The sequence below is a fragment of the Nitrosomonas sp. sh817 genome (assembly GCF_030908545.1).
Taxonomy (GTDB): domain Bacteria; phylum Pseudomonadota; class Gammaproteobacteria; order Burkholderiales; family Nitrosomonadaceae; genus Nitrosomonas.
Genome location: NZ_CP133083.1, coordinates 2,870,537 through 2,894,620, shown reverse-complemented (window position 1 = coordinate 2,894,620; position 24,084 = coordinate 2,870,537). Strand labels below are relative to the sequence as shown.

25 protein-coding genes are annotated in these 24,084 nt (G+C 50.5%); 13 read left to right on the top strand and 12 right to left on the bottom strand.

Annotated features, from left to right (window positions below; genetic code table 11):
- Positions 1 to 2: 2 nt before the first annotated feature.
- The 4 genes from RBH92_RS13740 to RBH92_RS13725 all read right to left on the bottom strand — a co-directional run bounded on the left by RBH92_RS13740 (position 3) and on the right by RBH92_RS13725 (position 4,318).
- Positions 3 to 1,265: an O-antigen ligase family protein gene (locus RBH92_RS13740; RefSeq protein ID WP_307932563.1), complete on the bottom strand. Its 1,263-nt coding sequence runs from the start codon at positions 1,263 to 1,265 to the stop codon at positions 3 to 5.
- Positions 1,199 to 2,197, bottom strand: coding sequence for a glycosyltransferase family 2 protein (locus RBH92_RS13735; RefSeq protein WP_307932562.1), 999 nt, complete (start codon positions 2,195 to 2,197; stop codon positions 1,199 to 1,201). The genes RBH92_RS13740 and RBH92_RS13735 overlap by 67 nt, the downstream gene beginning before the upstream one ends.
- Before the next feature lie 17 nt (positions 2,198 to 2,214).
- A complete protein-coding gene (locus RBH92_RS13730; protein WP_307932561.1) occupies positions 2,215 to 2,979 on the bottom strand; it encodes an FkbM family methyltransferase in 765 nt (254 codons plus the stop codon).
- A 73-nt stretch (positions 2,980 to 3,052) separates the two neighbouring features.
- Positions 3,053 to 4,318 (bottom strand): hypothetical protein, encoded by a 1,266-nt coding sequence (locus RBH92_RS13725; RefSeq protein WP_307932560.1) that lies wholly within the window; start codon positions 4,316 to 4,318, stop codon positions 3,053 to 3,055.
- 276 nt (positions 4,319 to 4,594) lie between these two features.
- Here RBH92_RS13725 and RBH92_RS13720 point away from each other — a divergent pair, with 276 nt between their 5' ends.
- The 6 genes from RBH92_RS13720 to pgl are packed head-to-tail and all read left to right on the top strand — an operon-like array spanning position 4,595 to position 9,320.
- Positions 4,595 to 5,344, top strand: a complete 750-nt coding sequence (locus RBH92_RS13720; RefSeq protein ID WP_307932559.1) for a 3-deoxy-manno-octulosonate cytidylyltransferase — start codon at positions 4,595 to 4,597, stop codon at positions 5,342 to 5,344.
- Between the two features lie 14 nt (positions 5,345 to 5,358).
- Positions 5,359 to 6,126 (top strand): HpcH/HpaI aldolase family protein, encoded by a 768-nt coding sequence (locus tag RBH92_RS13715; protein WP_307932558.1) that lies wholly within the window; start codon positions 5,359 to 5,361, stop codon positions 6,124 to 6,126.
- Entirely contained in the window at positions 6,126 to 7,058 is a 933-nt protein-coding gene (locus RBH92_RS13710) for a phosphoglycerate dehydrogenase (RefSeq protein WP_307932557.1), read from the top strand. The genes RBH92_RS13715 and RBH92_RS13710 overlap by 1 nt, the downstream gene beginning before the upstream one ends.
- On the top strand, positions 7,055 to 7,987 hold the full coding sequence (locus tag RBH92_RS13705) for an NAD-dependent epimerase/dehydratase family protein (protein WP_307932556.1): 933 nt from the start codon (positions 7,055 to 7,057) through the stop codon (positions 7,985 to 7,987). The genes RBH92_RS13710 and RBH92_RS13705 overlap by 4 nt, the downstream gene beginning before the upstream one ends.
- Positions 7,988 to 7,990: 3 nt before the next feature.
- Complete coding sequence (locus tag RBH92_RS13700) at positions 7,991 to 8,632, top strand: HAD family hydrolase (RefSeq protein WP_307932555.1); 642 nt, start codon at positions 7,991 to 7,993, stop codon at positions 8,630 to 8,632.
- A 7-nt stretch (positions 8,633 to 8,639) separates the two neighbouring features.
- Complete coding sequence (gene pgl / locus RBH92_RS13695) at positions 8,640 to 9,320, top strand: 6-phosphogluconolactonase (protein WP_307932554.1); 681 nt, start codon at positions 8,640 to 8,642, stop codon at positions 9,318 to 9,320.
- Positions 9,321 to 9,357: 37 nt separating this feature from the next.
- Here pgl and RBH92_RS13690 read toward each other — a convergent pair whose 3' ends face one another.
- Both RBH92_RS13690 and RBH92_RS13685 read right to left on the bottom strand, forming a co-directional pair.
- Positions 9,358 to 9,780 carry an acyl-CoA thioesterase gene (locus RBH92_RS13690; protein ID WP_307932553.1) on the bottom strand — a complete coding sequence of 141 codons (423 nt, stop codon included), beginning with the start codon at positions 9,778 to 9,780 and terminating at the stop codon, positions 9,358 to 9,360.
- A gap of 132 nt (positions 9,781 to 9,912) precedes the next feature.
- The gene (locus RBH92_RS13685; RefSeq protein WP_307932552.1) at positions 9,913 to 10,614 is read right to left on the bottom strand and encodes a PEP-CTERM sorting domain-containing protein; all 702 of its coding nucleotides are present in this window, start codon (positions 10,612 to 10,614) and stop codon (positions 9,913 to 9,915) included.
- Between the two features lie 256 nt (positions 10,615 to 10,870).
- Between RBH92_RS13685 and RBH92_RS13680 the strand changes: the two genes are divergently transcribed.
- Entirely contained in the window at positions 10,871 to 11,686 is an 816-nt protein-coding gene (locus RBH92_RS13680; RefSeq protein ID WP_307932551.1) for a ferritin-like domain-containing protein, read from the top strand.
- A gap of 4 nt (positions 11,687 to 11,690) precedes the next feature.
- Here RBH92_RS13680 and metW read toward each other — a convergent pair whose 3' ends face one another.
- The 5 genes from metW to RBH92_RS13655 all read right to left on the bottom strand — a co-directional run bounded on the left by metW (position 11,691) and on the right by RBH92_RS13655 (position 16,100).
- On the bottom strand, positions 11,691 to 12,308 hold the full coding sequence (gene metW, locus RBH92_RS13675) for a methionine biosynthesis protein MetW (RefSeq protein WP_307932550.1): 618 nt from the start codon (positions 12,306 to 12,308) through the stop codon (positions 11,691 to 11,693).
- 8 nt (positions 12,309 to 12,316) lie between these two features.
- The gene (gene metX / locus RBH92_RS13670) at positions 12,317 to 13,444 is read right to left on the bottom strand and encodes a homoserine O-succinyltransferase MetX (RefSeq protein ID WP_307932549.1); all 1,128 of its coding nucleotides are present in this window, start codon (positions 13,442 to 13,444) and stop codon (positions 12,317 to 12,319) included.
- Positions 13,445 to 13,708: 264 nt separating this feature from the next.
- Positions 13,709 to 15,439, bottom strand: a complete 1,731-nt coding sequence (gene ptsP, locus RBH92_RS13665; protein WP_307932548.1) for a phosphoenolpyruvate--protein phosphotransferase — start codon at positions 15,437 to 15,439, stop codon at positions 13,709 to 13,711.
- Complete coding sequence (locus tag RBH92_RS13660; protein WP_307932547.1) at positions 15,436 to 15,705, bottom strand: HPr family phosphocarrier protein; 270 nt, start codon at positions 15,703 to 15,705, stop codon at positions 15,436 to 15,438. The genes ptsP and RBH92_RS13660 overlap by 4 nt, the downstream gene beginning before the upstream one ends.
- A 2-nt stretch (positions 15,706 to 15,707) precedes the next feature.
- Positions 15,708 to 16,100, bottom strand: a complete 393-nt coding sequence (locus RBH92_RS13655) for a PTS sugar transporter subunit IIA (protein ID WP_307932546.1) — start codon at positions 16,098 to 16,100, stop codon at positions 15,708 to 15,710.
- Between the two features lie 226 nt (positions 16,101 to 16,326).
- Here RBH92_RS13655 and RBH92_RS13650 point away from each other — a divergent pair, with 226 nt between their 5' ends.
- The 6 genes from RBH92_RS13650 (at position 16,327) to RBH92_RS13625 (ending at position 22,795) form a co-directional block, all read left to right on the top strand.
- Positions 16,327 to 17,580 carry a diguanylate cyclase gene (locus tag RBH92_RS13650; RefSeq protein WP_307932545.1) on the top strand — a complete coding sequence of 418 codons (1,254 nt, stop codon included), beginning with the start codon at positions 16,327 to 16,329 and terminating at the stop codon, positions 17,578 to 17,580.
- Positions 17,581 to 17,873: 293 nt separating this feature from the next.
- Positions 17,874 to 19,697 carry a fatty acyl-AMP ligase gene (locus RBH92_RS13645; RefSeq protein ID WP_307932544.1) on the top strand — a complete coding sequence of 608 codons (1,824 nt, stop codon included), beginning with the start codon at positions 17,874 to 17,876 and terminating at the stop codon, positions 19,695 to 19,697.
- 9 nt (positions 19,698 to 19,706) lie between these two features.
- Positions 19,707 to 20,621, top strand: a complete 915-nt coding sequence (locus RBH92_RS13640; protein ID WP_307932543.1) for an NAD-dependent epimerase/dehydratase family protein — start codon at positions 19,707 to 19,709, stop codon at positions 20,619 to 20,621.
- Between the two features lie 25 nt (positions 20,622 to 20,646).
- Positions 20,647 to 20,904, top strand: a complete 258-nt coding sequence (locus RBH92_RS13635; RefSeq protein ID WP_307932542.1) for an acyl carrier protein — start codon at positions 20,647 to 20,649, stop codon at positions 20,902 to 20,904.
- Positions 20,901 to 22,082: a serine palmitoyltransferase gene (spt, locus tag RBH92_RS13630; protein WP_307932541.1), complete on the top strand. Its 1,182-nt coding sequence runs from the start codon at positions 20,901 to 20,903 to the stop codon at positions 22,080 to 22,082. The genes RBH92_RS13635 and spt overlap by 4 nt, the downstream gene beginning before the upstream one ends.
- Positions 22,083 to 22,237: 155 nt before the next feature.
- Positions 22,238 to 22,795 (top strand): hypothetical protein, encoded by a 558-nt coding sequence (locus RBH92_RS13625; RefSeq protein WP_307932540.1) that lies wholly within the window; start codon positions 22,238 to 22,240, stop codon positions 22,793 to 22,795.
- Positions 22,796 to 22,882: 87 nt separating this feature from the next.
- Here the strand turns inward: RBH92_RS13625 and RBH92_RS13620 are convergent, their stop codons facing one another.
- A complete protein-coding gene (locus RBH92_RS13620) occupies positions 22,883 to 23,848 on the bottom strand; it encodes a PEPxxWA-CTERM sorting domain-containing protein (protein ID WP_307932539.1) in 966 nt (321 codons plus the stop codon).
- Positions 23,849 to 24,084 lie beyond the last annotated feature (236 nt).

Below are 24,084 nucleotides of genomic sequence, written 5' to 3'. Positions count from 1 at the left end.
GTTCAAGCGTCCGTTGGTTGCCGCTGCCAGGCCATTGCAATGGCGGTAATGCTCAGCAATAACACCGGCATCCGGCTAAAAATCAGAAAAGCATCGGTTTGCCCCGCCAGCATCGCATAGCTCACCAAACCGATGCCGAGTACCGCGAGCCCATTCCGGTGAAAAGCCTGATACCAGCCCCAGTAAAATAACAGCAAGATCAGCATTCCCGGTATCCCGATATGCATGCCGATCTCGATCCAATCGTTGTGATAATGCGAGGTTTTCTGAAACGCCGGTAAATCACGGTACAAGCCGTCTTTGTACGTCTGGATCGCGGTATCGAAATAACGCGCTGGCGCACCGGTTCCGAGTCCTGTCCACGGATGCTCGGCGATCGCGTGCAATCCCACATCCCACATCGCCAAACGATAACCGAGACTGGAACTGAAATTGCCTTGTTGCAGCAATTCGATATCGCCTTGCGCCAGTCTTATCCGCTCTTGAAAAGCCGGGCTGGTATAGGCAAAAATTCCGGCGGTGATCACAATCGCGATAAAAATTGCGGCAAATTTACGGAGATTGATGCGATAGCGCCAATAAACCTGCAACACGATGGCGCCCAGCGTAGCCAGCAAAAGCACCCGCCCATACTGATGAAATTGAACGTAAATCAATGCGATGACTGCCGCCCACAACACCAGTTGCAATAGCAGCGACCGGCTCATGCAGGCAAGCCCGGCCAGCACGATTGCTCCGGCGCCGAGCATGGCCGAGAAACTCAAATACGACATGTTCAATGCTTGGATGCCTTGTTCGCCGATCACCAGCCACTGATGAATACCCAAACCCAGCGCCGTCAGATAACCTGCGATCAAAGCACCGATTGCCCACGGTAAACGTTCTTTGGTCAACAGCGCATACAGCGGAACCAGCAGCAGCCAGATGAAATACTTCAGCCACTTCAACCGGCCATCCCAAGGTTCATCGCTCCACATCAAACCGGCCACCAGCCAAAGACACAGCAACAGAATTGCTTGCGCCAGCGGTTGCTTGAACGCGTGATGCAACCGGTGCAAGCCGCCGTCGGTCAGCCAGGCGACGATCAGCAATGGAAAAGCGACGAAATTCAATTCGTTGCGCCAAAGTCCGGCGCAAAAAACCATCAATGCAACGCGGATCAACCATTCACGGCGGCTGGCGGTCAGTATCGATGCGCTCATTGCCACCGGCGTATTGCCAATCCGCGCAAACGGCCAAACACCGTCAGTAATATCCGTGCCCACAGGGTAACAGGCGGTAACAGCCAGATCGCGGTAATGCGTTTGTCTTCGCGCGACCAGCCGCGTAACAGGATTTTCAACAATCCTCGCAAACTAAGTTCGCTATTCAGCATTTGCAGGCAAGATAATTTTGCTAACCGGGCCGGTGTGAGCCAATGCAAGCGGCCGCCCTGGCGCATGACTTGCTCGATTGCGTCAGTCAATTCAGCCGGTACCGCCATTCCCGACACCACCAGCACATTTTGCCGAGCCAGCGGGTAACGCGAGAAATACAAGTTGCGATTGCGTTCCACCAGTTCCCGGTATGCTTTACCGCGTCCGAACGACGCGCCGGTTTTGTGCTGCACCATCGCCTCGGGGTGCAATCCCATGCGCCAGCCCTGCTGATCCAAGCGGCGTCCGAGGTCGGTGTCTTCGTAATAACCGCGGCCAAACTGCGGATCGAAGCCGCCCAGCGTCTGAAAAACCGAGCGGCGGATCAGGAAACCGTAGCCTCTGAAGCGGTAAGTCGTAAGGTAGCCGCCGGGTTGCCGTTGATACCGGTTGATTTTTTCCTGCGGCATCGCCGTTTCACTCGGACTGATCACCGCCAGCCGGGGATCGGCTGCCAATGCGGCGCACAGCAACGGCAGGAAATTCGAGTTGATTTCAAGATCGGAATTGAGCACCAGCACCAGTTCGGCGTCCGAGCGCGATACCGCGTCATTGACCGATTTACCGAAACCTTGATTGACCGGTGCGTGAAAAACTTGCACTTGCGGATACGGCAAACTGCCGAGCATGGCCCGCGTTTCTTCGGCGGATGCGTCGTCCTGAATATGAATGGTGCGGATTGATGGATTGAGATGGGTGACGACGGAATCGATGCAACGCCGGGTTAATTCCGGCGCATTGTAGACGGGAATGACAACGTCGATGATGGGCGTATCACTCATCAGTAAATACTAATGCATCAAGCTCTGCCGAAAATCAAATAGGTTTCACCCCAGTTCTTCGACGGCCGTTGCGTAACCACCAGACCGGCTTGTTGCATCAATGCGACAGCTTTATCTTGTTCGGTCGCGGTGCCGAGTTCGATGATGACCGATTTCAACGCCGGATTTGCCAGCACGGCTGCCGCGCCTTCGAGGATCGGGATTTCGATGCCGTCGACATCGATTTTCATGTAATTCGGATACGGAAAACCCCATTTCGCGCATAAGTCATCCAAGGTCACGCCGAACATGCCTTGCACATGCGTGGCTGCCATTTTCATGTTTTCCAGATCTTCATGCCCGAACTGCGAACGGTTGCCGCCGGGGATGAATTTGGGAATATACAATTTGGAAAATTCGGTTTTTCCGGAAACCGCGACGCAGTAGGACAAAATATGCTCGCTGAGATTATTCAGGTAGATATTCTTGTTGAGCGCGTAGTAATTATTGCTTTGCGGCTCGAACGCGAAAGTTTTCACCTGGCCGCCGTATTTTCTTGCCGGATACAGCGAATACTGGCCGATATTGGCGCCGATATCGAAATAATTCGATCCCGGCTCGAAGCTATCCAGCCAATCGAGGGTATCGGGTTCTTTCTTGGAATAAGTCCGGGCGCGGTTGAGCGTGCGTAAGTGATCGACGGAAATGCGCAATTGCTGGCCTCTGACCGTGACATCGGTATAGCCGCCTTTTAGTTTGTAAGCCGACACTACCAGCTCGTTTAAAATATCTTTTACACGCATTTCATCACCTCATGATTGTGACGGCCTGTTAGCAGGTAAATTTTGCGCCGGTTTGGTCAAGGAAGAGACGCAGTCAGCCCGCTGCTTGTTCCAACAGCGCTACGTAACGCGGCAGCACGCCGGCATCCGGATAATCCAGCATTTCTCTCAAGAAATGTTGCCGGTGCTCTTCGATATAGAAAGCATCTGTTCCGTTGGTTAAAAAACCGTTAATTTTTTCATACACATCGTCGCGGCATTTCAGTTCCGTTTCCGGCATGTAATAAGCCACGGCCGAACGCGCGGCAATCAGATAATCAGCGGCCAAAACCGGTTTTTTCGCGCGCACTGCTTCAAACACCACGGATGTGGCCAAGTCGATAATGACATCGGCCCAGTTCATTAAGTGCACCGAATGGGCATCGTCACTGGCGACGCGGACATTCGGCAATTTTTTGATGGAACTGTCGGTCGTTAGCGATTGTTTCCAGCCGCTGCGGGTGTGCGGTTTTATGATCAATTCCACATCGGGAAACTCGGCGATCAGATGCACCACTTCGCTCACTTCTTCCCAGAACGTGGTGAAGTTCGCTTTGCGCAGGAACATGACGATCTTCAAGCGGCTATCGGAGCGTACCAGCGGCGACGGCGGCATCAAACCGGATAGAATCTTCAGCCACTCCTCGCAATAGCGCGGCGAACCCAATACGGCCAGTTGGCTCTCGTTCATAAAAGGACGGAAACGCACCGAGCATAACTCGTTAGGCACGACCACCCGGTCGAAGATGGTTGCCGCCGAAAACGTGACATCGGGTTCGACGCGCCGTTCGCCGCGGCGGATCAGTTGGCTGTAGTGCGGGCTGTCGCCGTGCGGCAGCGAAACCGTGCCGAATCCGCGGTGCCGGGCGATCGCCACGACCACTTCCACCCATTCGACACAAATCACCGAATTACGCTCGATCCAGTCAAACGCGACCACGCCTTTGGTATCGTCGCCGAAGCAGCGGTTCAGTAAAAATTCGGCGGTATGCCGCCACAACGGTTCCCGCTGGCGTTCGTCAAAGCGCTCGGCGAGTTTTTCGGCGATCCTGCCGATCACTTTGATGCGCCGGACATTGCGCGTCAGCATCAGCATTTGCAAGCGCCATTTGACATACTCGAGCAGCGGGAACAGTTCTTTCATGTGCGCAACGCGCACGCCTTGCAGTTGACTCAAATATTTGACGCGGAAGTCGCGGCGGAATTGCGTCGAGCCGATCAGCACCACATCGCATTGATGGCCGGAACTGGTCCACTTGTAAATGACCGGAGTGACATGATCGATATCGTTATAGTGACGTAGAAAAAAAAGAGCTTTCATGACTGTGTTTCGGCGGCAATGATATTCAGGAAACGCAACATCGCAAGTTTTTCTCTCGATTAAACAGTAGATTCTGTGAAGCGCGCCATTTTACTCTGGCAACCTCGCAATTACCAGCGGAGCAGCGATGGGCTGCTGCAAAAAAATGACAGATGCAACAAATCCGTAAAATTTAACAATAAATATTGCTCAGGGTAGTGGAAAAACCTGATAATCAACACATCGATTTTGATCTCAGTTTTTTATCCAACCATTCATTCAGCATACAAAATTTTCATGAAAACCATCGCTGTTATTCCCGCCCGCATGGGCTCATCCCGCTTTCCGGGTAAACCGGTCGCCAAAATCCTCGGCCGACCGATGATCGAGCATATTTATAAACGTGTCGCCATGAGTCAATCCATCGACGCGACTTATATCGCCACCTGCGACGAAGAAATCCGTGAAATTGCGGAAGGTTTCGGCGCTAAAGTGATTATGACCGCCGACACTCACGAACGCGCCAGCGACCGCGTCGCCGAAGCGGTGGCCAATCTCGATGCGGAATTGATCGTGATGGTGCAGGGCGACGAGCCGATGACGCATCCGGACATGGTTGATACCGCCGTGGCGCCGTTCAAGCATGATCCGCAGCTCGGTTGCGTCAATCTGGTCAAAAAAATCGACCACGAAGCGGACTATCTCGACGTCAACACTATCAAGGTGGTGATGGATCAAAAAGGCAACGCGCTGTATATGTCGCGCCGCCCGATTCCGACACTGGCCAAAAGCGGCTTTGCCGATACCGTTGCGTACAAGCAGGTGTGCATCATTCCGTTCCGCCGCGATCTGTTGTTTCAATATACCCGCCTGACGCCGACGCCTTTGGAACAGCTTGAGTCGATCGACATGCTGCGTTTGCTCGAACACGGCTTGCCGGTCAGAATGGTGCATACCGAATACAACACGCAAGCGGTCGATACCACCGCCGATCTGCAGCGCGTCGAGAAATTGATGGCATCCGATCCGTTGCTGTCCCACTATTAGAACCAGGAACCGTCATGTCATTAAAAGCACAATTGAACCGGTCTGAATTGACCATCGGTTCGTGGGTCACGTTGGGGCATCCGTCCATCGCCGAAATCATGGCATCCGCCGGTTTCGACTGGCTGGTGCTGGATATGGAGCACAGCGTGCTGGAGCTGAGTGAAGTGCAAGCCATTATTCAGGTGCTCGACGCTAAACAATGTCCGGCGATCGTGCGGCTGACTTCGAATCATCCCGATCAGATCAAACGTGTCATGGATGCCGGCGCGACCGGCGTGATGGTGCCGATGATCAAATCCGCCGCCGATGCCAAAGCCGCAGTCGATGGCGTCTATTACCCGCCGCGCGGGCAACGCGGCGTCGGATTGGCGCGCGCGCAAGGTTACGGCGCGAGTTTTCCGGCTTATCGCGCCTGGCTGGAAGACAATGCGGTGATCGTCGTGATGATCGAGCATGTCGATGCGGTTCAGGCCATCGATGAGATTCTGGCGGTTCCCGGCATCGATGCCTATATCATCGGTCCGTACGATTTATCCGGCTCGATGGGGCGTCCCGGCGATTTGAATCATCCGGATGTGCAAGCCGCGATCGCGCAAGTGCTCGAAGCCGGACGCCGCGCCGGTAAACCGGGCGGCATTCACGTTATCGAACCCGACCCGCAAGCGTTGCAGCAGCGCATCGCCGCCGGTTTCAACTTCCTCGGCTACGCGCTGGATATCCGCATTCTCGATTCCATCTGCCGCAGCCATTTACAAAGCATCCGCGCAACCCTGAAAAAATAATGAAGACACTGGTTATTTCCACTTCGTCGTTCGACATCGACCGCAATCCGCCGCTGCAGCAATTGCTGCAGAAAGGCTTTCAAATTGTCACCAACCCGCACAAGCGCAAACTCACCGAAGATGAAATCATCGAATTACTGAGCAACGGCGCGACCGGTTTGATCGCCGGTATCGAACCGCTAACCGCGCGAGTGTTCCAGGCGTCGCCGCAACTGAAAGTTGTTTCCCGCTGCGGCGCCGGGTTGGATAGCGTCGACCTCAATGCCGCCAAGCAGCACGGCATTACCGTGTTGAACACGCCGGAAGCGCCAGCGCAAGCGGTGGCGGAATTGACGATGGCATTCATCTTAAGTCTGTTGCGCCAAACCGCTGTCATCGACCGCGCGGTTCGCAACAAGGAATGGCCGCGCACGCAAGGCCGCTTGCTGGCGGCGCAAACCGTCGGCATCGTTGGCCTGGGCCATATCGGCCGCCGCGTCGCACGGCTTTGCCAAGCCTTTGAAGCCAGCGTGATCGCGCACGATCCGTTCGCGTCGCAAGTGCCGGATGGCGTGAAGCTGGCGCCGTTGGATCAACTGCTGGCCAGTGCCGACATCATCACGTTGCACCTGCCGTATTCCGCCGATAGCCATCATCTGCTCAATGCCAAAGCGTTCGCGGCAATGAAGCCCGAAGCGATCGTCATCAACGCCGCGCGCGGCGGATTGGTCGACGAAGATGCGCTGGCCGATGCGTTGAAATCCGGCAAAGTCAGCGCGGCGGCGCTCGATGTGTTTGAGCAGGAACCGTATCAAGGTCCGCTACTTGAATTTGGCCATATCACCCTGACATCGCATGTCGGATCGCTGGCGCGGGAATCGCGTCAGCGGATGGAAATCGAGGCGGCGGATAACTTATTGCAAGGACTCATTCAAACAGGCGTCATCTCATGACAGCAATTTCCAATGAAAAAGTAGTCGTATACGGCGCCAGCGGTTTTCTCGGCAGTCATGTCGCCGATGCCTTGACGGCGGCGGGTTATCAGGTGCGGTTGTTCGACCGGGTGGCGTCGCCGTTTCTGAAAGGCAATCAGGAAATGATCGTCGGCGACATCATGGATCTCGAGCAGGTTATCGAAGCCGCCAAAGGCACTTCGATCGTGTATAACTTTGCCGCCATCGCCGACATCGACGAAGCGCACGACAAGCCGATTCCGACCGCGACCATCAACGTGCTCGGCAACATGCATGCGCTCGAAGCCGCACGCATTGCCGGCGCGCGCCGCTTTGTGTTCGCCAGCACGGTTTATGTGTATTCCGAATCCGGTTCGTTTTACCGCGCCAGCAAGCAAGCCGCGGAACGTTTCACCGAAACCTATTTTGACCGCTACGGACTGGAATACAACATTCTGCGCTACGGTTCGTTGTACGGCCGCCGCTCCGACCGCCGCAACGGTATTTACCGCATGTTGCGCGAAGCGGTGGAACAACATTCGATCACCTACAAAGGCAGCGGCGAAGCGATGCGTGAATACATCCACGTCGAAGACGCTGCGCGCATGAGCGTGCAAGTGCTGGCGCCGGAATTCGCCAACCGCCACCTGATTCTGACCGGTCAGGAGAAATTACGCATCCGCGACGTGATGACGATGATTTCGGAAATGATGCCGTGGCCGGTGGAACTGCATTTTGACGAAGCCAACACCGTGCATCATTACAAGATCACGCCGTATGCGTTTCAGCCGCGCATCGGCCGCAAACTGGTGCTGAACGAGCATGTCGACCTCGGCCAAGGCTTGCTCGATTGCCTGCGTGAAATCCACCAGGATCTGCATGTGGGCAACGACGACGCCATGCCGGCAACACCGGATAATCGCGCATAACCCATGAAGCATTTCGATTGGCAAGCCATCATCTTCGACTTCGACGGCGTCGTGGTTGAATCGGGAAAAATCAAAACCCAAGCGTTCGCCGAGTTGTACCGGCCGTTCGGCGAGGAGATCGTCGCGCAAGTGGTGCAATTCCATACGCAAAACGGCGGCATGTCGCGTTATCGCAAGTTCCGTCACTTCCAGGAACATTTTCTGCATCAGCCGCCATTGACCGAAGCGGAAGAAAACCAACTCGACATCCGCTTTTCCGAGCTGGTGGTCGAAGCGGTGATCGCCGCCGAACCGGTGCCCGGCGCGATCGAATTGATCTGCCAGCAATCCGGCAGAATTCCGTTGTTTGTCGCTTCCGGCACGCCGGAAGTCGAACTTAAAGCCATCGTCGAACGCCGCGGCCTCGCGCCTTATTTCACCGGTGTGCGTGGCGCTCCGGCGTTGAAAAAAACCATCATCGCGGAAATCCTGTCGGCGCACAGCTTGAAGCCCGAGTCGGTATTGATGATCGGCGACGCCATGGCCGACCTGGAAGGCGCGCAAGCCAACAACACTGCTTTCTTAGGGCGCGTCTTTCCCGGCGATCCCAATCCATTCCCGGCGCATATCGAAATCGTGCCGGATCTGCGCGGTCTGGTGCAGTAACGCTCACATGCCGCTGCAGCGCCGGGTTTATCCCGATATCGAATCGCTCAGCCAGGCTTTTGCCGATTTCGCCGCAACCGCGTTGCTCGACAGCTTGAGTCGAAAGCCGCAAGTCACGCTCATCGTCCCTGGTGGCAGCACGCCGCGCCATTACCTGCCAGAGCTTGCCAAACGCCCACTGCCGTGGGACCGGATCACCGTCACATTGTCGGACGAACGCTGGGTTGACGTGAATGATGACCAGTCAAATGAACGATTGGTAAAACAATGCCTGATGCAACATCTTCCGCAACATACCCGTTTCGTCGGGTTGAAAACCCAGCATGACACCCCATTCGACGCCATCGAAACGATTCAGCAACGACTCGACCGCCTGCCGTTACCGGTCAGCCTGACCGTGCTAGGTTTAGGAGAAGACGGCCACATCGCCTCGCTGTTCCCCGGCATGAATCCAGATACGTTGCCGGCGAATCATTGCATCGCCGTCGCCCCTCCGATTGCGCCTTCGCTGCGTGTGAGTCTTTCAATGGAAATGCTGGCTGATAGCGAGCGGATTGTGTTGGTAGTGACGGGGGAAAAGAAGCGGAGGCTGTTGGATCGGTTGGCTGATAATCCTGATCCGGGGTTGCCGATTGCTTGGTTGTTGCACAGTAGTAAATCTGTAATTACAGTTCTTGAAACAAATTAACTGTAAAGAAATCTCTCGCATTGAAGTTTTCTTAACGTTACTCCTCCGGCACCACCCTTGGTTTACGGTTGTTGTCGATAGCGACGTAAGTCAGCACCGCTTCGGTGACTTTGATGCAAATTTCCTCGCCGCCTTCTCGCACACCGCGCTGGGCGTAGACGGTGACTTCGACAGCAATTGAGGTGCGGCCTATTTTGACGATGTCGGCGTAGAAACTGACGAGATCGCCGACGAACACCGGTTGTTTGAATACAAACGAATTGACTGCAACCGTTGCCACGCGACCACGGGCGCGGCGGAGGGCGGGGATGCTGCCGGCGATATCGACTTGTGACATAATCCAGCCGCCGAATATGTCACCGGCGTAGTTGGTATCCGCCGGCATTGGCACCGTGCGTAAAACCGGTTGTCCTTCCGGCAAGCAGACATGCAGCGCCGGATCGTGAGGAATGTTATGCATGGCGGCAGGTATGTGATTGGAAAGATGACAGACTAGCAGATTATCGCTGCTAGTCCAAAGTCAAAATAAAAACGCGAAGGTGAATTCACCTTCGCGATTTCCTCTGAGCTTTTTACTTAACTAACTGCTAACTTATGCTTGCAAGCTTTTGCGTCCGAATTTCCAGCCGAGCAGGCCCAAACCCGACAGCATCAGCAAGTAGGTCGACGGTTCCGGAACTGCCGGAATTTCGACGGTCAAGCTGTACAGTTTGAAGGTATCGCCATCGCCACGCGCGCCGATATAAAAAACAGAATCGGTCAAATCACCGCCTACCGTTGCAAAGTTGAACGTTGCGGTTCCATCGTTGGAACCAGTAATGATAGTCTGATCGGTAAATCTCGGTGTGGTACCCACGAACAAGGAAAAATCATCCATGTCGCTGGCGCTGCTTCCTTTACCGTCCCAATATTTAAAAGTGGCCGATAGCAATGTCACTTCTTGCGAGAAAGTAAATTTAATATCTTCATCCGCACCATTGCTGGAAATGGTATGTTCATCGCCAGAGCAACCAGTTGCCGAGCCGCCGGTATTGGAATTGCCGCCCGAGCAAGCAACCAGTCCGGCGGAATTGGCGCCGACGAATACCCGGGTGCTTGAAACGCTGGTGTCGTTGCCGCCGTTAAAGGCGCCGACGGTTACCGAATCGGTTCCGGAATTGAATACCAAGTCGCTTTTTGTCCATGCGTTGCTGCTGGAGAAGTTAAATGTAACCGCTGCCGCTTGCGTTTGCGAAGCAGCGAGTAAGCCTGTAAGTACAAGTGCAGTTGTTATAATTGTTTTTGACTGTTTCATTTTTGTCACTCTAAAATAATAAGAAATCAAATGGTTGCTAAAAAATTAAGCCGCATTGCGAGATAAAACGAAAAACCACAATGCCGGCCCGATTGTAACCACTTGTTCAATTAAGACCAATAGTTCGGTGTTCCCGGTTTAGTAGTACATTTGTACTAAATTTGTACTGTTTTTCTGATGTCTTGCCAGTTTTTTTACCTGGATCATTCTTAATTACGCTATGGATTCCTTGTTCGATTCTGCGAAACGTTGCTTAATGGCATACGAGATTGAGGAAAAACTGCTTCTAACACGGCAAACCGCGCAAGCATGGCAAGCAGGCGCGTTGTTATTAAGATCGTCCAATAATCCGGAACCCATTACGCAACCTGGTCGTCCGGTTAGACCGGAATTGGTGATGCCTGGCGAGGTTCCGAAGCGCCGGTTCAATACCCGCGCAGGACTGGTTGCATTGATTCATGCGGTTACACATATCGAATTCAACGCGATCAATCTGGCGTGGGACGCGGTGTATCGTTTTCGTGACTTGCCGCAGCAATTCTATAGTGACTGGATTCAAGTGGCCGTCGAGGAGGCGTATCATTTTCAACTGTTACGAGGGCGGCTGGACGAGCTTGGTAGCGATTACGGCGATTTCCCGGTGCATAACGGTTTGTGGGATATGGCGGTGCGCACGGCATTCGATCCCCTGGTGCGCATGGCCTTGGTGCCACGCGTGCTGGAAGCCAGGGGATTGGATGTGACGCCGGGAATGATCAAGCGCTTGCGCCAAGCGGGTGACGATCAAACTGTTGGGATTCTGGAGATCATTTTGCGCGACGAGATAGGGCATGTCGCGATCGGTTCGCGCTGGTTCAGGTTTCTATGTCAACAACGCGGTCTCGATGCCGAGCAAACGTTCGGGCATTTGATATCCGAGCATTTCAGCGGACAAATCACCGGCCCTTTTCATCACGAAGCCAGGCAACAGGCCGGATTTAGCCCGGCGGAGTTGCAAACACTGGAAAGCATGCGTGCACAATCTTTCTATTCAAAATGCTGCGATCATTCACAGTCCGGCAACGAGCGATGATGCCTCAGGCAAACCGCTCAAACCGGTAAAACGCCAGCATGCCGCGCAGATTCGGTAAAAAATTGACCGGACGGTAATCATTGTTCATCACTTTGCGCTCTAAAATTCGCGCATCGCATTGCTGGCATAACGCCTCAAAGTCGCCCAAGGTGCAAAGATGAATATTAGGAGTATCGTACCAGCGATACGGCAACGTTTCCGATACCGGCATATGTCCGGCGATCACCTGCATGCGGTTTTTCCAGTAACCGAAGTTGGGGAACGACACGATGCCTTCTTTGCCGACGCGCAGCATTTCTTCGATGATACCTTCGGTATGACGCATTGCCTGGAGGGTTTGCGACAAAATGACATAATCGAACGAACCCGATGCAAAACTCGACAGCCCCGCTTCCAGATCATTCTGGATGACATTGATGCCATTACGGAAACAGCTCAGCAAATTGCCGTCGTCGATCTCGACACCGTACCCGAAAACGTTGCGGGTATCGCGCAAATAGCGTAATAACGAACCGTCGCCGCAACCCAGGTCGAGTATTTTAGAACCCGGTTTGATCCATTCGGCAATCGCGGCAAAATCCGGGCGTAACGCAGCAGTCGAGGGTACGATGGTTTCAGTCATAATGTTGCTTAAATAGAAATATTGTCCATATATGCGCGCACAAGCTGATGATAACAAGGTGTTTCCATCAGAAATGAATCATGGCCGTGACTGGCGGTGATTTCCGCATAGCTTACGTTGATTTCATTATCCAATAGCGCTTTGACAATCTCGCGCGAGCGCTCGGGAGAGAAACGCCAATCCGAAGTGAACGAGATCACCAGAAAATTCGCCTTGGCCACCCGGAAGGCGGCGCTCAGGTCGCCGTCATACGCTGCCGCCGGATCAAAATAATCCAGCGCCTTGGTCATCAGCAGATAGCTGTTGGCATCGAACATGTCGGCAAACTTGTCGCCTTGATAGCGCAGATACGATTCGATTTCAAATTCGATGTCAAAACCGAAAGATAACTCGCCTTTGCGCAGACTGCGGCCAAATTTCGCCGCCATGGAATCATCCGACAAATAGGTGATGTGTCCGAGCATGCGCGCCAGCCGCAAGCCGCGTCGCGGCAGTGTATTGTGCGCATAAAAATTACCGCCGTAAAACTCCTGGTCGGTCATGATCGCCTGGCGGGCGACATCGTTAAACGCGATATTTTGCGCGGTCAGTTTCGGCGCCGCCGCAATTACCAGCGCATGGCGCACTTTTTCCGGGTAATCCAGGGTCCATTGCATCGCCTGCATACCGCCCAGACTGCCGCCCACGATTGCGGCGAATTGTTCAATGCCCAAATGCTCGGCCAATTGCGCTTGCGCCTCGACCCAATCTTCCACGGTGACGATCGGAAAATTCGCGCCGTAATGCTTGCCGGTGCGCGGATCGATGCTGGCCGGACCGGTGGAACCGTGACAACCGCCGGGATTATTCACGCCGATCACAAAAAAACGATTGGTATCAATCGGTTTGCCAGGGCCTACCAGATTATCCCACCAGCCGATGCTTTTCTCATTCTCCGCGTAATAACCCGCTACATGATGATTGCCGGACAGCGCATGGCAAACCAATACCGCATTGGAGCGCGCGGCGTTGAGTTGTCCGTAGGTTTCGTAAACCAGATGGTAGCTATCGAGCGATGCGCCGCTTTTCAAATGTAGCGGCTTGCCGATTTGCACATACTGCGGCGCTACGACACCGACTGATCTTGAATCTTGCATTTATCTTATTGAGTTCTAAGTGATGACTGAATAACCGATGGATCATTATATCGCCAAAAAAAAGGACATTCACTAAGGAAAACTCTGATTTGACGCTGTGAAATGTTTGGCAGGCTGTTAAGGAAATGCTGATTAATTCGGCGAACGAGAGGAAGCACGAGGCGCACGGAGCGCAGCAACCGAGACATATCAACAAGATAGGCGAGGATGCGAGTACCGCGCAACAAAGTGATTCGCTCGTGCAGTCAATTAATCAGCGTTTCCTTAAAGATCATTCAGCTTGACCATCAATGCGTTCATTTTTTCCGGTTGATCGGCTTTCAGGATTTTCTGCGTCAACGGGATGATATCCGGTAAATGGCTTTTCAGGATCTGGTTCTTGACGTTCAATATCTGCGCCGGATACATGGAGAATTGCTTTAATCCGAATCCCAGTAACAGCCGTGTGAAGTGCTTGTCGCCCGCCATTTCTCCGCAAATCGATACCGGCACCTTGGCGCGATTGGCGCTCTGAATGATATGCGAAAGCAGCCATAAAACAGCGGGGTGCAGCGGATCGTATAGATGTGCTACGGTATCGTCAATGCGATCAACCGCCAGCATATATTGAATGAGATCGTTGGTGCCGATCGACAAGAAATCCAGTTTACGCATGAAAATCTCCAGGCTCAGTGCAGCCGCCGGTATTTCGATCATGCCGCCAATCCTGATATGTTCATCAAACGGAATCTTGTCGTCCCTTAGCGTCTGTTTTGCGTAGTCGATGTGATGCACGGTCTGATCAATCTCTGTGACATTCGACAGCATTGGTACCAGAATGCGCACATCGCCATATTTTGAAGCGCGCAGAATCGCGCGCAATTGCGTATGAAACATTTTCGGTTCCGCCAGACTTAAGCGGATCGCGCGTAAGCCCAATGCCGGATTGGCCGCCATCTGTTCACTGCCTTTAAGATTTTTATCCGCCCCGAGATCAAATGTGCGGATGATCACTGGTTGCTTTTGCATTTTGACAGCAACTGTGCGGTAGGCTTCAAATTGTTCATCTTCTCCCGGCAAATCATCGCGGTTGAGAAACAGAAATTCGCTGCGGAATAATCCGATACCGGTCGCGCCACTTTCTTTGACCTGAACGATATCTTCGGGCAATTCGATGTTGGCGAACAGGTCGATAGCCGTGCCGTCCAGCGTTACCGCGGCAACACTTTTAAGACGCTGCAGCTTTTTCTTTTCCAGCTCAAGCTGGCTTTGCCGCAGGCGGTATTCATCCAGTACATATTTATCGGGATTGACGATGGTGATGCCTTGCGTGCCATCGACGATCAGACAGTCATTCTCGACAATGAGCTGATGGGCGTGATGCAAAGCGACGATCGATGGGATATTAAGGCTGCGCGCGACGATCGCGGTATGTGAAGTTTGGCTGCCTAAGTCGGTCAGGAATGCGGTAAATTGGTGTTGTTTGTATTGCATCACATCGGCGGGACTTAAGTCATGCGCAACCAGGATGCTGTCGCCGGTCAATTTCGATGCGACCGGCAAGTAGCCGGGATGCCCCAGCATGGCTTTGAGCACGCGTTCAACCACTTGCATCACGTCGGATTTGCGCTCGCGCAAGTAAGCGTCCTCGATTTCTTCAAATTGCGCCATTAACACTTGCATTTGCTGCGTTAAGGCCCACTCAGCATTGCAGTATGTTTGGGCGATGATGCTGCGCGTGGCTTCTGACAGTGTCGGGTCATCCAGGATCATTAAATGCAGATCCAGAAAAGCGCTGAATTCTGCGCGCGCATGCCCGTCAGCCACTGATTTTTGCAAGGCCTCGAACTCCTTACGTACTACCGCAAATGCGCTATCGAGCCGGGCGATTTCTCGCTCCACTTGCTGCTTGGGAATCAGGTAATGAATGACCTCGAGCGCAGCGGGTGCAGCTAAATGCGCATGCCCGATGGCAATGCCTTCCGATACGCCGATACCTTGCAGAATAAAGCTCATTCACCTTCACCAAAAAAATCTTCAACCAGCGCAGTCAAGGCAGCCATTGCTTCCACTTCGTCGTCTCCTTCGGTTTCAAGTTGAATGCGGGAGCCTTTGTTGGCCGCAAGCGTCATCACCCCCATGATGCTTTTTGCATTGACGCGCCGGTTATTGCGGGTGGCCCAGACTTCGCACTTGAATTGACTGGCCAATTTGGTCAACTTGGCCGATGCGCGTGCGTGCAACCCGAGTTTATTGACAATTTCAACTTCTTTGATTTGCATGATTACGATTCCGCTTTAATGTGCACCACCCCGCACTGACCGCCGCTCAATCCCTTTTCAGTTACTACCGGAAGCGGCTCGGTGCGATATGTCAATGCCCGGACTAACATTGGCAAGTTAGCGCCCGCAAGACACTCCACTTTACCCGGTTGAATCAAACGGCTGGCAATATTACAAGGTGTTGCCCCGAGCATATCCGTAATGATTAGCGTGCCTGCTCCGCTGTCCAATTGCGTTAACAAGTTGCGTGCATTGGAAAGCACGGTATTGGGATCATCCTCGACAAAAACGCCGAGATACGCGAGTTGCGGCGGCTTCGTTCCTAGAACATGGCTGGCGCAACGGATCAAATGTTCGCCTAATTCTTCATGTGTTATTACTAAAATTCCTATCATCTTGTTTGCATGAATCCTTGTTTGGGTTCATTTTAGCATCGACAGTGCTTGGAAATAGCCAACTATCAAGCGTTATTATGAAAATCTTTTGAGAAACGCGTATATTTCTTAACAACGCTACGATTCGTTGCGGTATATTTTGAATTAATAACTTTGGAAAAATCAAAATCGAGGGTGAATAACAACAATCTGTTCTAACTTTCTTAATGATCCGGTTAGCCAAAACATGAAAAGAAATGATCGAATTCTAGTCTTGCAGAAAGCAGCGGAAGCGATGGCACGGGGTGATTTTACACTGGATATTCCAGTTGGCGACGATGAGATCGGACATTTGGGCAAGTCGCTGAAGGCGTTGTCCGATTATCTTCAGAGACAGTCAGAAAGAACACAATCGCTCTATCGGATCATGCTTGAGTGCAATCTCAATCTTCATCTGATCGATGTGTTGAATCATATTTTTGAGTCATTTAAGCAACATTTATCTTATGATCGTATCACCTTGGCACTGCTGGAGAGCGAAGGGAATAAGCTGAAATTGCATTGGTCGCGGGCTTGCTATCAGCGTTTGGTATTAAATATCGGACAATCAATTCCAATGTCCGACAAAGCGCTGCAGACTATCCTCAATTCCCGGGAGATGCTGATAATTAATGATCTGAATTCTCACCTTGAAGAATTTCCCGCATCCCGGCTGACACAAGCAATTTTTCGTGAAGGAATTCGCTCATGTCTCATTTGTCCTTTGCTCGCAACGGGGAAAGTGCTTGGGTTCGTTTTTTTCTCCAGCCGGAAAAAGAATGTTTTCAAAGACTCGAACCTGTATCAAGGCTTGCCTTTGCAGATCGCCAGTCAGTTATCCGCCTTGATTGAAAAAACACAATTATATCGGGGGGTCAAACAAAATAAACAACTCATGGCACAGAAAAGGTCTTTGGAACAGCGTGTTACGCATGATGTGCTGACCGGATTGCTCAATCGGATGGCCATTTTCGACATTTTGCACAAACAAATTCAAAGAGCCAAACGGGGGGGGTATGGAATTGCTGTCATCATGATTGACATCGATCATTTTAAAAACATCAATGATACCTATGGCCACCTCGCAGGCGATGCGGTATTGTGCGAAATCGCCGGCCGGTTATCGCAATCAGCGCGCGTTCATGAGTATATCGGTCGTTATGGCGGTGAAGAATTCCTGGCGATCATTTCTCCCTATGACCGGGATGGAGCCATTAAAGCAGCCGAAAGACTTCGCGCAGCCGTTGCCTGCAAAGCAATTCAAGCCGACCATTCGCTGATTCCGGTCACAATTAGCCTGGGTGTTGCCATTGGTTCGATTCCGGATATATTAGACGCCAATCTACTGCTACGTCGCGCTGATAAAGCGCTCTATTCGGCGAAGCATCGGGGCAGGAATCGTGTTGAGATTGCTTCAGAAAACAGTGCCGAAGAGCGTTGCGTCAATAGCCCTGAGAAATAGATAACCGGTGGTATTACACTGAAGTAACTTCGGTTACAATAATTGTTGTTTTGGTACAACACCATTCCTAATATTGCCTTGACATGAAAAAGCTCATTATATAAGCTGCGGTGTGGTCAAATATGACACACTCATATTTTTAAGCAATGTAAAGTGGTGAGCGTTTGAATGAAAATTTTCCAGCCAGCAATAATATCGTCATCAAAAATTAATAATAAGAGTTGGCGCGCTCAGCCGGTATATCTTGCTTTAGATAGTAAGATAACAAGCACTATTACTTCGAGGGGAAGATCTTGAGTTCGACAATAACCAAGTTGAACGCTCCGCTAACGCAGGCGTTTGATTTTCAACCTTCAAGCGAAATACAATTAACACCAACGCCAACACTTAATTCTCTGTCACAGAGATTGGCTGGTTTTGATACTCTAACGAGTGCATTGGAATACGCGGCACAAGGTACGACAGGCTATAATTTTTACGATGCCAAAGGCAATTTACGCTCGGTACTGCCCTACAGCAGGCTCAGAGAAAACGCTCGCGCTTTAGCACAGAAGCTGGCGGGTTTTGAGTTATCGCCGGGTAGTCGTGTTGCAATTATTGCTGATACTTCGCCAGAGTTTATCGAATTGTTTTTTGCATGTCGCTATGCTGGTTTAGCACCTTTTGCAATGCCAATACCCGTTAATCTCGGCAGTCATGCCATCTATGTTCAGCAATTACGGGGAATGCTGGAAAGCAGTCAAGCTAGCATTGCATTAGCAAATCTTGATTATATTGGTTTTCTTGAAGAAGCGACTGTTGGGGCAAGCTATTTGCAGTGGGTTGGTACACCTGGAAAATTAAGCGAAGCGCCATCGAAAGATATCGATTTCCTTCCGAATCATCCTGAAGAGATTGCTTACTTGCAATTTACCTCGGGCAGCACGCGTACGCCAAGAGGAGTGGTTATCACGGAGCGCGCTTTAATGAGCAATTTGCAAGGAATTGTCCGGAATGGTTTGCAAATCAGACCTACAGACCGTTCCGCCTCATGGTTGCCTTTCTATCATGACATGGGATTGGTTGGACTGGTTTTGGCTCCTATGGTCACGCAAATTTCCGTTGACTATTTGGCAACTAGGGATTTTGCAATTCGGCCTCTGCAATGGCTTCGATTGATTAGCAGAAACCGTTGCACTGTTGCATTCAGTCAGCCTTTTGGCTTGAAACTTTGCACATTGCGAGTGAGAGAGTCTGATCTTAAAGAGCTCGATTTAAATTGCTGGCGAGCTGCCGGCATCGGTGCTGAAATGATTCGCCCGGAGACCTTAAGGAACTTTGCAGAGAAGTTCGCTTCGGCTGGATTTGACAAGAATGCGTTTTTGCCCTGCTATGGCTTGGCGGAATCTACACTTGCTGTAACCTTTTCAAAAATTGGCGAAGGTTGCAAAAGCATTCAAGTCGATAGCAAGACATTGATTGATAAAAAAATGGCTGCAAGATTGCAGGCAGATGGCCGTAAGCAAAATGAATTTGTAAATTGTGGTCGTCCTCTACCCGGACATACCGTAAAGATTGTCGATGAAGATGGCCAGCAGTTGTCGGAAATGATGGTTGGCAGTGTCTTAGTGCAAGGCGACAGTCTGATGACTGGATATTACAATAATCCTGAAGAAACGAATAAAGCGCTAAAAGCTGGTAACTGGCTTGATACCGGAGATATTGGCTTCTTGTTTGAAGGAGACTTGTATATTACCGGGCGAAGGACGGATGTCATTATTGTCAATGGCCGTAATATCCGTGCGCAAGATATCGAAGAATTGGCAGAGCAGCAACCGGAAGTGCGGTCACGTGAAGCTTCTGCTTTCGGTGTGACGGATGAAGACGGCACCACTACGATCGTTCTAGTAATAGAATGCAGGCTTGCCACAGTAACCGAGCGGCAATCATTAATAACCAGATTGCAGCAATTTGTTTATATGGCGTTCGGTGTAAATTGTGTGGTTGAATTGGTTCCACCTCATACTTTACCAAGGACCTCTTCAGGTAAGCTTTCTCGCTTTGCCGCAAGACAAGGTTATATTCAAAGAGCGAATGTTACCAATCAGCTTTCTTTTGTAGAGTCGGGCGATAGATAATAATCGTGTATGCCTAAATTAGTAGCCGTCACAGGTGCTACTGGTTTCATAGGAAGCGTACTAGTACAGGCATTAATTCGTGAAGGCTGGTCAGTTCGTGCATTGACACGGACAGGCCAGCCGGATACAAATAAAGAAATTCAATGGATTCATGGTGATCTTGACAATATCAAGGCACTGGACCAATTAGTCAAAGATGTTTCGGCTGTCATACACTGCGCAGCTACGGTAAGAGGCGGTTCGTTCAAGGAATTTCTGCAACCCAATATAGCCGGAACAGAGAATCTTCTCTCGGTTCTTCTGAATCACAGGCCTTTCCCACGCTTTCTACTAATTTCATCCTTAGCAGCCCGCGAACCGGAATTATCGTGGTATGCGCGAAGCAAATATTTGTCCGAGCAAAAACTGATTAATTGTTCAGAAGCGCTACCGTGGGCTATCTTTCGTCCTACGGCTGTTTACGGACCGGGTGATAAAGAACTAAGGCCTTTATTTGAGGCTATGCACCGTGGATTCCTTCCTGTAGTAGGCAACATCCATAATCGTTTCGGATTAATCCATGTGTATGACTTGGTGGCTGCCGCACAGACTTGGCTCGCAGCGGAAAAAAATGTTAGCGGAATTTTCGAGCTTGATGATGGCACGCCCAATGGATATAGTTATCAGCAGTTAGCTAATCTGGCTGAACAAAGATGGATGAGGCCGGTACGCTGTGTTACGATACCAGATAAACTCATTCGTTACATTGCATGCTCAAATCTCATGCTATCCCGTATATTTCGTTATTCTCCGATGCTGACGCCAGGAAAAGTGAATGAATTGCAACATAGCAATTGGGTTTGCGACAATACGCCTTTAATGCGAGCGTTACCTGCCTGGGAGCCTAAAATCCGCCTGCAGGATGTGCTGACGGAAATGGTTTAATTATTCAAATTAACTCATTCTATTTATGACTGACAGTAATTACAAAGAAATCACAGCACTGCTTTGTGAACGACTGAGTGCGCTTACAAATGTAGATGTAGAAATTTCCCCAGACACCAACCTGATTAGTCAATTATCCATTGATTCAATTAAATTATTGAATCTGATCATGGAAATTGAAGATACCTTTGATGTATCAATTCCAATCAATGCATTAGCGGATGTTCAGACAGTCAGAGAACTGGCTGACTTGGTATATAAAATTAAATTTGCATCATCATGAATTTACTTGAGAAACTGGATGCTGCTGCCGCAGCAAGAAAAGCGCTTTTACCCGATGGTGTTGGTGCATTTGGGGTGCCGATTGAAGAAGTGTATTCAGCAACCGAGGCAAGAATTGGTGACCGCCGCGTGCTGTTGCTGGGTACCAATAACTACCTGGGGTTAACCTTTGCGCCCGAATGTATCCGGGCAGCGCATGAAGCGATTGACAACGAAGGTACCGGAACAACCGGATCGCGGATGGCGAATGGCAGCTATTCCGGTCATCGTGCGCTGGAGCGGGAATTCGCCGAGTTTTATCAGTGCAGTTCCGGCATCGTATTTACGACTGGGTATCAGGCTAACTTGGGCACCATTTCCGGATTAGTCGGCCCCGGGGACACGGTATTGATTGACGGAGATTCACATGCGAGCATCTACGACGGTTGTATTTTAAGTGGCGCGGATATCATCCGCTTTAAACACAATGATCCTGCCGACATGGAAAAACGATTGCGTAGACTGGGTGGTCGGGTTGAGACGACGCTCATTATCGCTGAGGGAATCTACAGCATGCTGGGAGATCAGGCACCTTTGGCCGAAATTGTGGAGATAAAAAAAGCTTATGGCGGTGTTTTGCTTCTCGATGAAGCGCATTCTCTGGGTGTGTTAGGTGAAACGGGACAAGGCTTGGTTGAAAAAACCGGGTTGCTGAAAGACGTTGATTTCATTACCGGTACTTTCAGTAAGAGCTTATGCAGCATCGGTGGATTTTGCGTCAGCAATCATCCGCAGCTCGAGCAACTTCGCTATGTCAGCCATCCCTATATTTTTACCGCTTCACCATCCCCTGCAACGATCGCATCGACTCGCGCGGCATTGGAATTACTCAGAAAAGGCAATCATCTACGTGAACAATTATGGCGTAATTGCACACAGCTTTATACGCAACTCAAAGAAGCCGGGTATAGACTCGGACCGGATCCCGGTCCGGTGATTGCGGCTATTGTCGACACGCCTCAGCAGGCTTTGATGCTTTGGCAGAAATTGCTTGAAAACAATATCTATGTCAATCTGATTCTCCCGCCGGCTGCGCCGGAAGGGAAGTCTCTGGTTCGTTGCAGTGTTAATGCAGCGCATACGCAGGAACAAATTCAATACGTCGGAGATGTGTTTACCCGTCTGCGCGCTTTGATATAAGTTTTGCGTTTCATCGCTGGGGAATATATCCCAAGTATTCGCATTTCATCAATGAGGAATCCTCCATGAAATCACCGTTAATACTACTTTTAGTGTCATGCTTATTTCATGGGAATGTTTCAGCGACCAGTATTGTATACAGCGGATTTAAATGTTTGAATGCGACGGATGCGAATGATCCTACGCCGAGTAGCGTCGTTGTTCAGAGCAGATTCGAGGTAATAGAAGATGTTGGCGGCGGGATGTATCGGCTCAATTTAACCGGTGGGATTCCAAGAGTTATCGATAACAACCCGGTGACATGTATCGATAGCGAAACTGCGATTGGTTACGCCGGGATTCCCGAATTTGACGGAATACCGAAACCGCTAGATTCGATAGCTGCAACCGCTTTTTTTAATGGTAAAGACTTATTAATCGTTGTCAGTTCACTATTTACCGATTTGAGTGCAAGAAGAAATCCGCTTTCATCGTTCAACACCAGTCTCATTTTTACTTTCACCAATACCTTAATTTTGGAATACAGCCCGGCTGAATCTATTTTTAGGTTGAAAAAAATAATCCGCAATCGCGGTTTCACGCATACCAGTGGATCAACCAATTCAATACTTCCGTTTTTTGAGACGATTCTGCCGTCTTTTAATGAAACAGCACGCGATCAACCTAAGATTTTAACGCCGAACATTGCTATTGATTATTTGCTGGAGAAATAGCGGATCCTGGGAGCAACTACAAAAAAACAAGCCGCAGAGAGTGATCTCTGCGGCTTGTAATTTTTTATTAGCTTCTATTGTATCTAATTAAGCACTACGACGGCGCAGTGAGAAGCCAATCAAACCAAGGCCTGCCAGCAACATGGCATAGGTTTCTGGTTCTGGAACGGCCATGATGTATTCATAACCGAAGGTAACCGTTTGACCTGGGAGAATATCGCCCAGATCATATGCCAAGTTGATGGAATGATCAGCAAAACCGTAACCACCGACACCTTGGTTTTGTGCGAAAATGAATGCTGGATCGATTGGAGAGCAGCAGCTGCCGAATACCGTATCAACATAAGCTCCAATAGCATTTGCACCAGCACTGGTAGTGTTTTGCAGTGTTAAAGAATAACCATCAGAGCTCGTTGCTTTAACTGCGGAGCCGGTTACACCCGTTGCCAGAATTTCATTGGTTGTAGCAAAGTCGCCGTTAAAAGGAACGCCTTGGTCCGGATCGACACCAACGCTCCACAGTACATCGCTAGCAACTGATGATGATGTATTGGTCAGGTTGATCATGACAGAAACATGGCCGTCTGAAGGAATCGATACTGTTTGAGTAAAGGTCCAGCCATTCGCGCCAAAAGGCAGGTTGGTGTTAACTTCTACCGCACCGGTCACTGGGATTGCAACAGCACCCAACGGGTTGCTGGTATCGCCACCAACTGCTTCATCAGCAACTGCAACGAGCGCTCCACCAACGCTTAAAGAATAGTTGGAAGCCCAGGTGCCATGATTAACAAATTCACGGCCCATAAAATTCATGCCTAGACCGCCCGGTGCTGTTGCAGAAAAATAGCCTGCGTCAGCGATCGCAGCGGATGTGTTGAAGTTGCTGATAACAACTGGAGCTGCTTGGGTAGCTGCAGCGAATGTTCCGCATAATGCAACCGCTACAACTTGTGAAATGGTTTTTTTCTTGAAAGTCATAATTGAAACTCCTTTATTTTTTAAGGTTAAAGCATTTACAGCAAAAAACAGAAAGCCGTTGAATTTTGAAGCCACACATAGTTTATTAACTACGATAGAAATGCTAACTTAATTGTTAAATTAAAAAAATAGTACTCGATAACCTTTTATCTAGGACATCTGTACTAGAGATTGTCCTGGTATCGACGTTATCTGCAAACGCCTTGTTTGCTTGGAAAACTTTCATCCATAGGACGAATGAGAAAAAGCAATTAAACTATCGCTTATTCCTACACCATTTTATACGATTTTTCTATTCTTGGCAGTTAAAT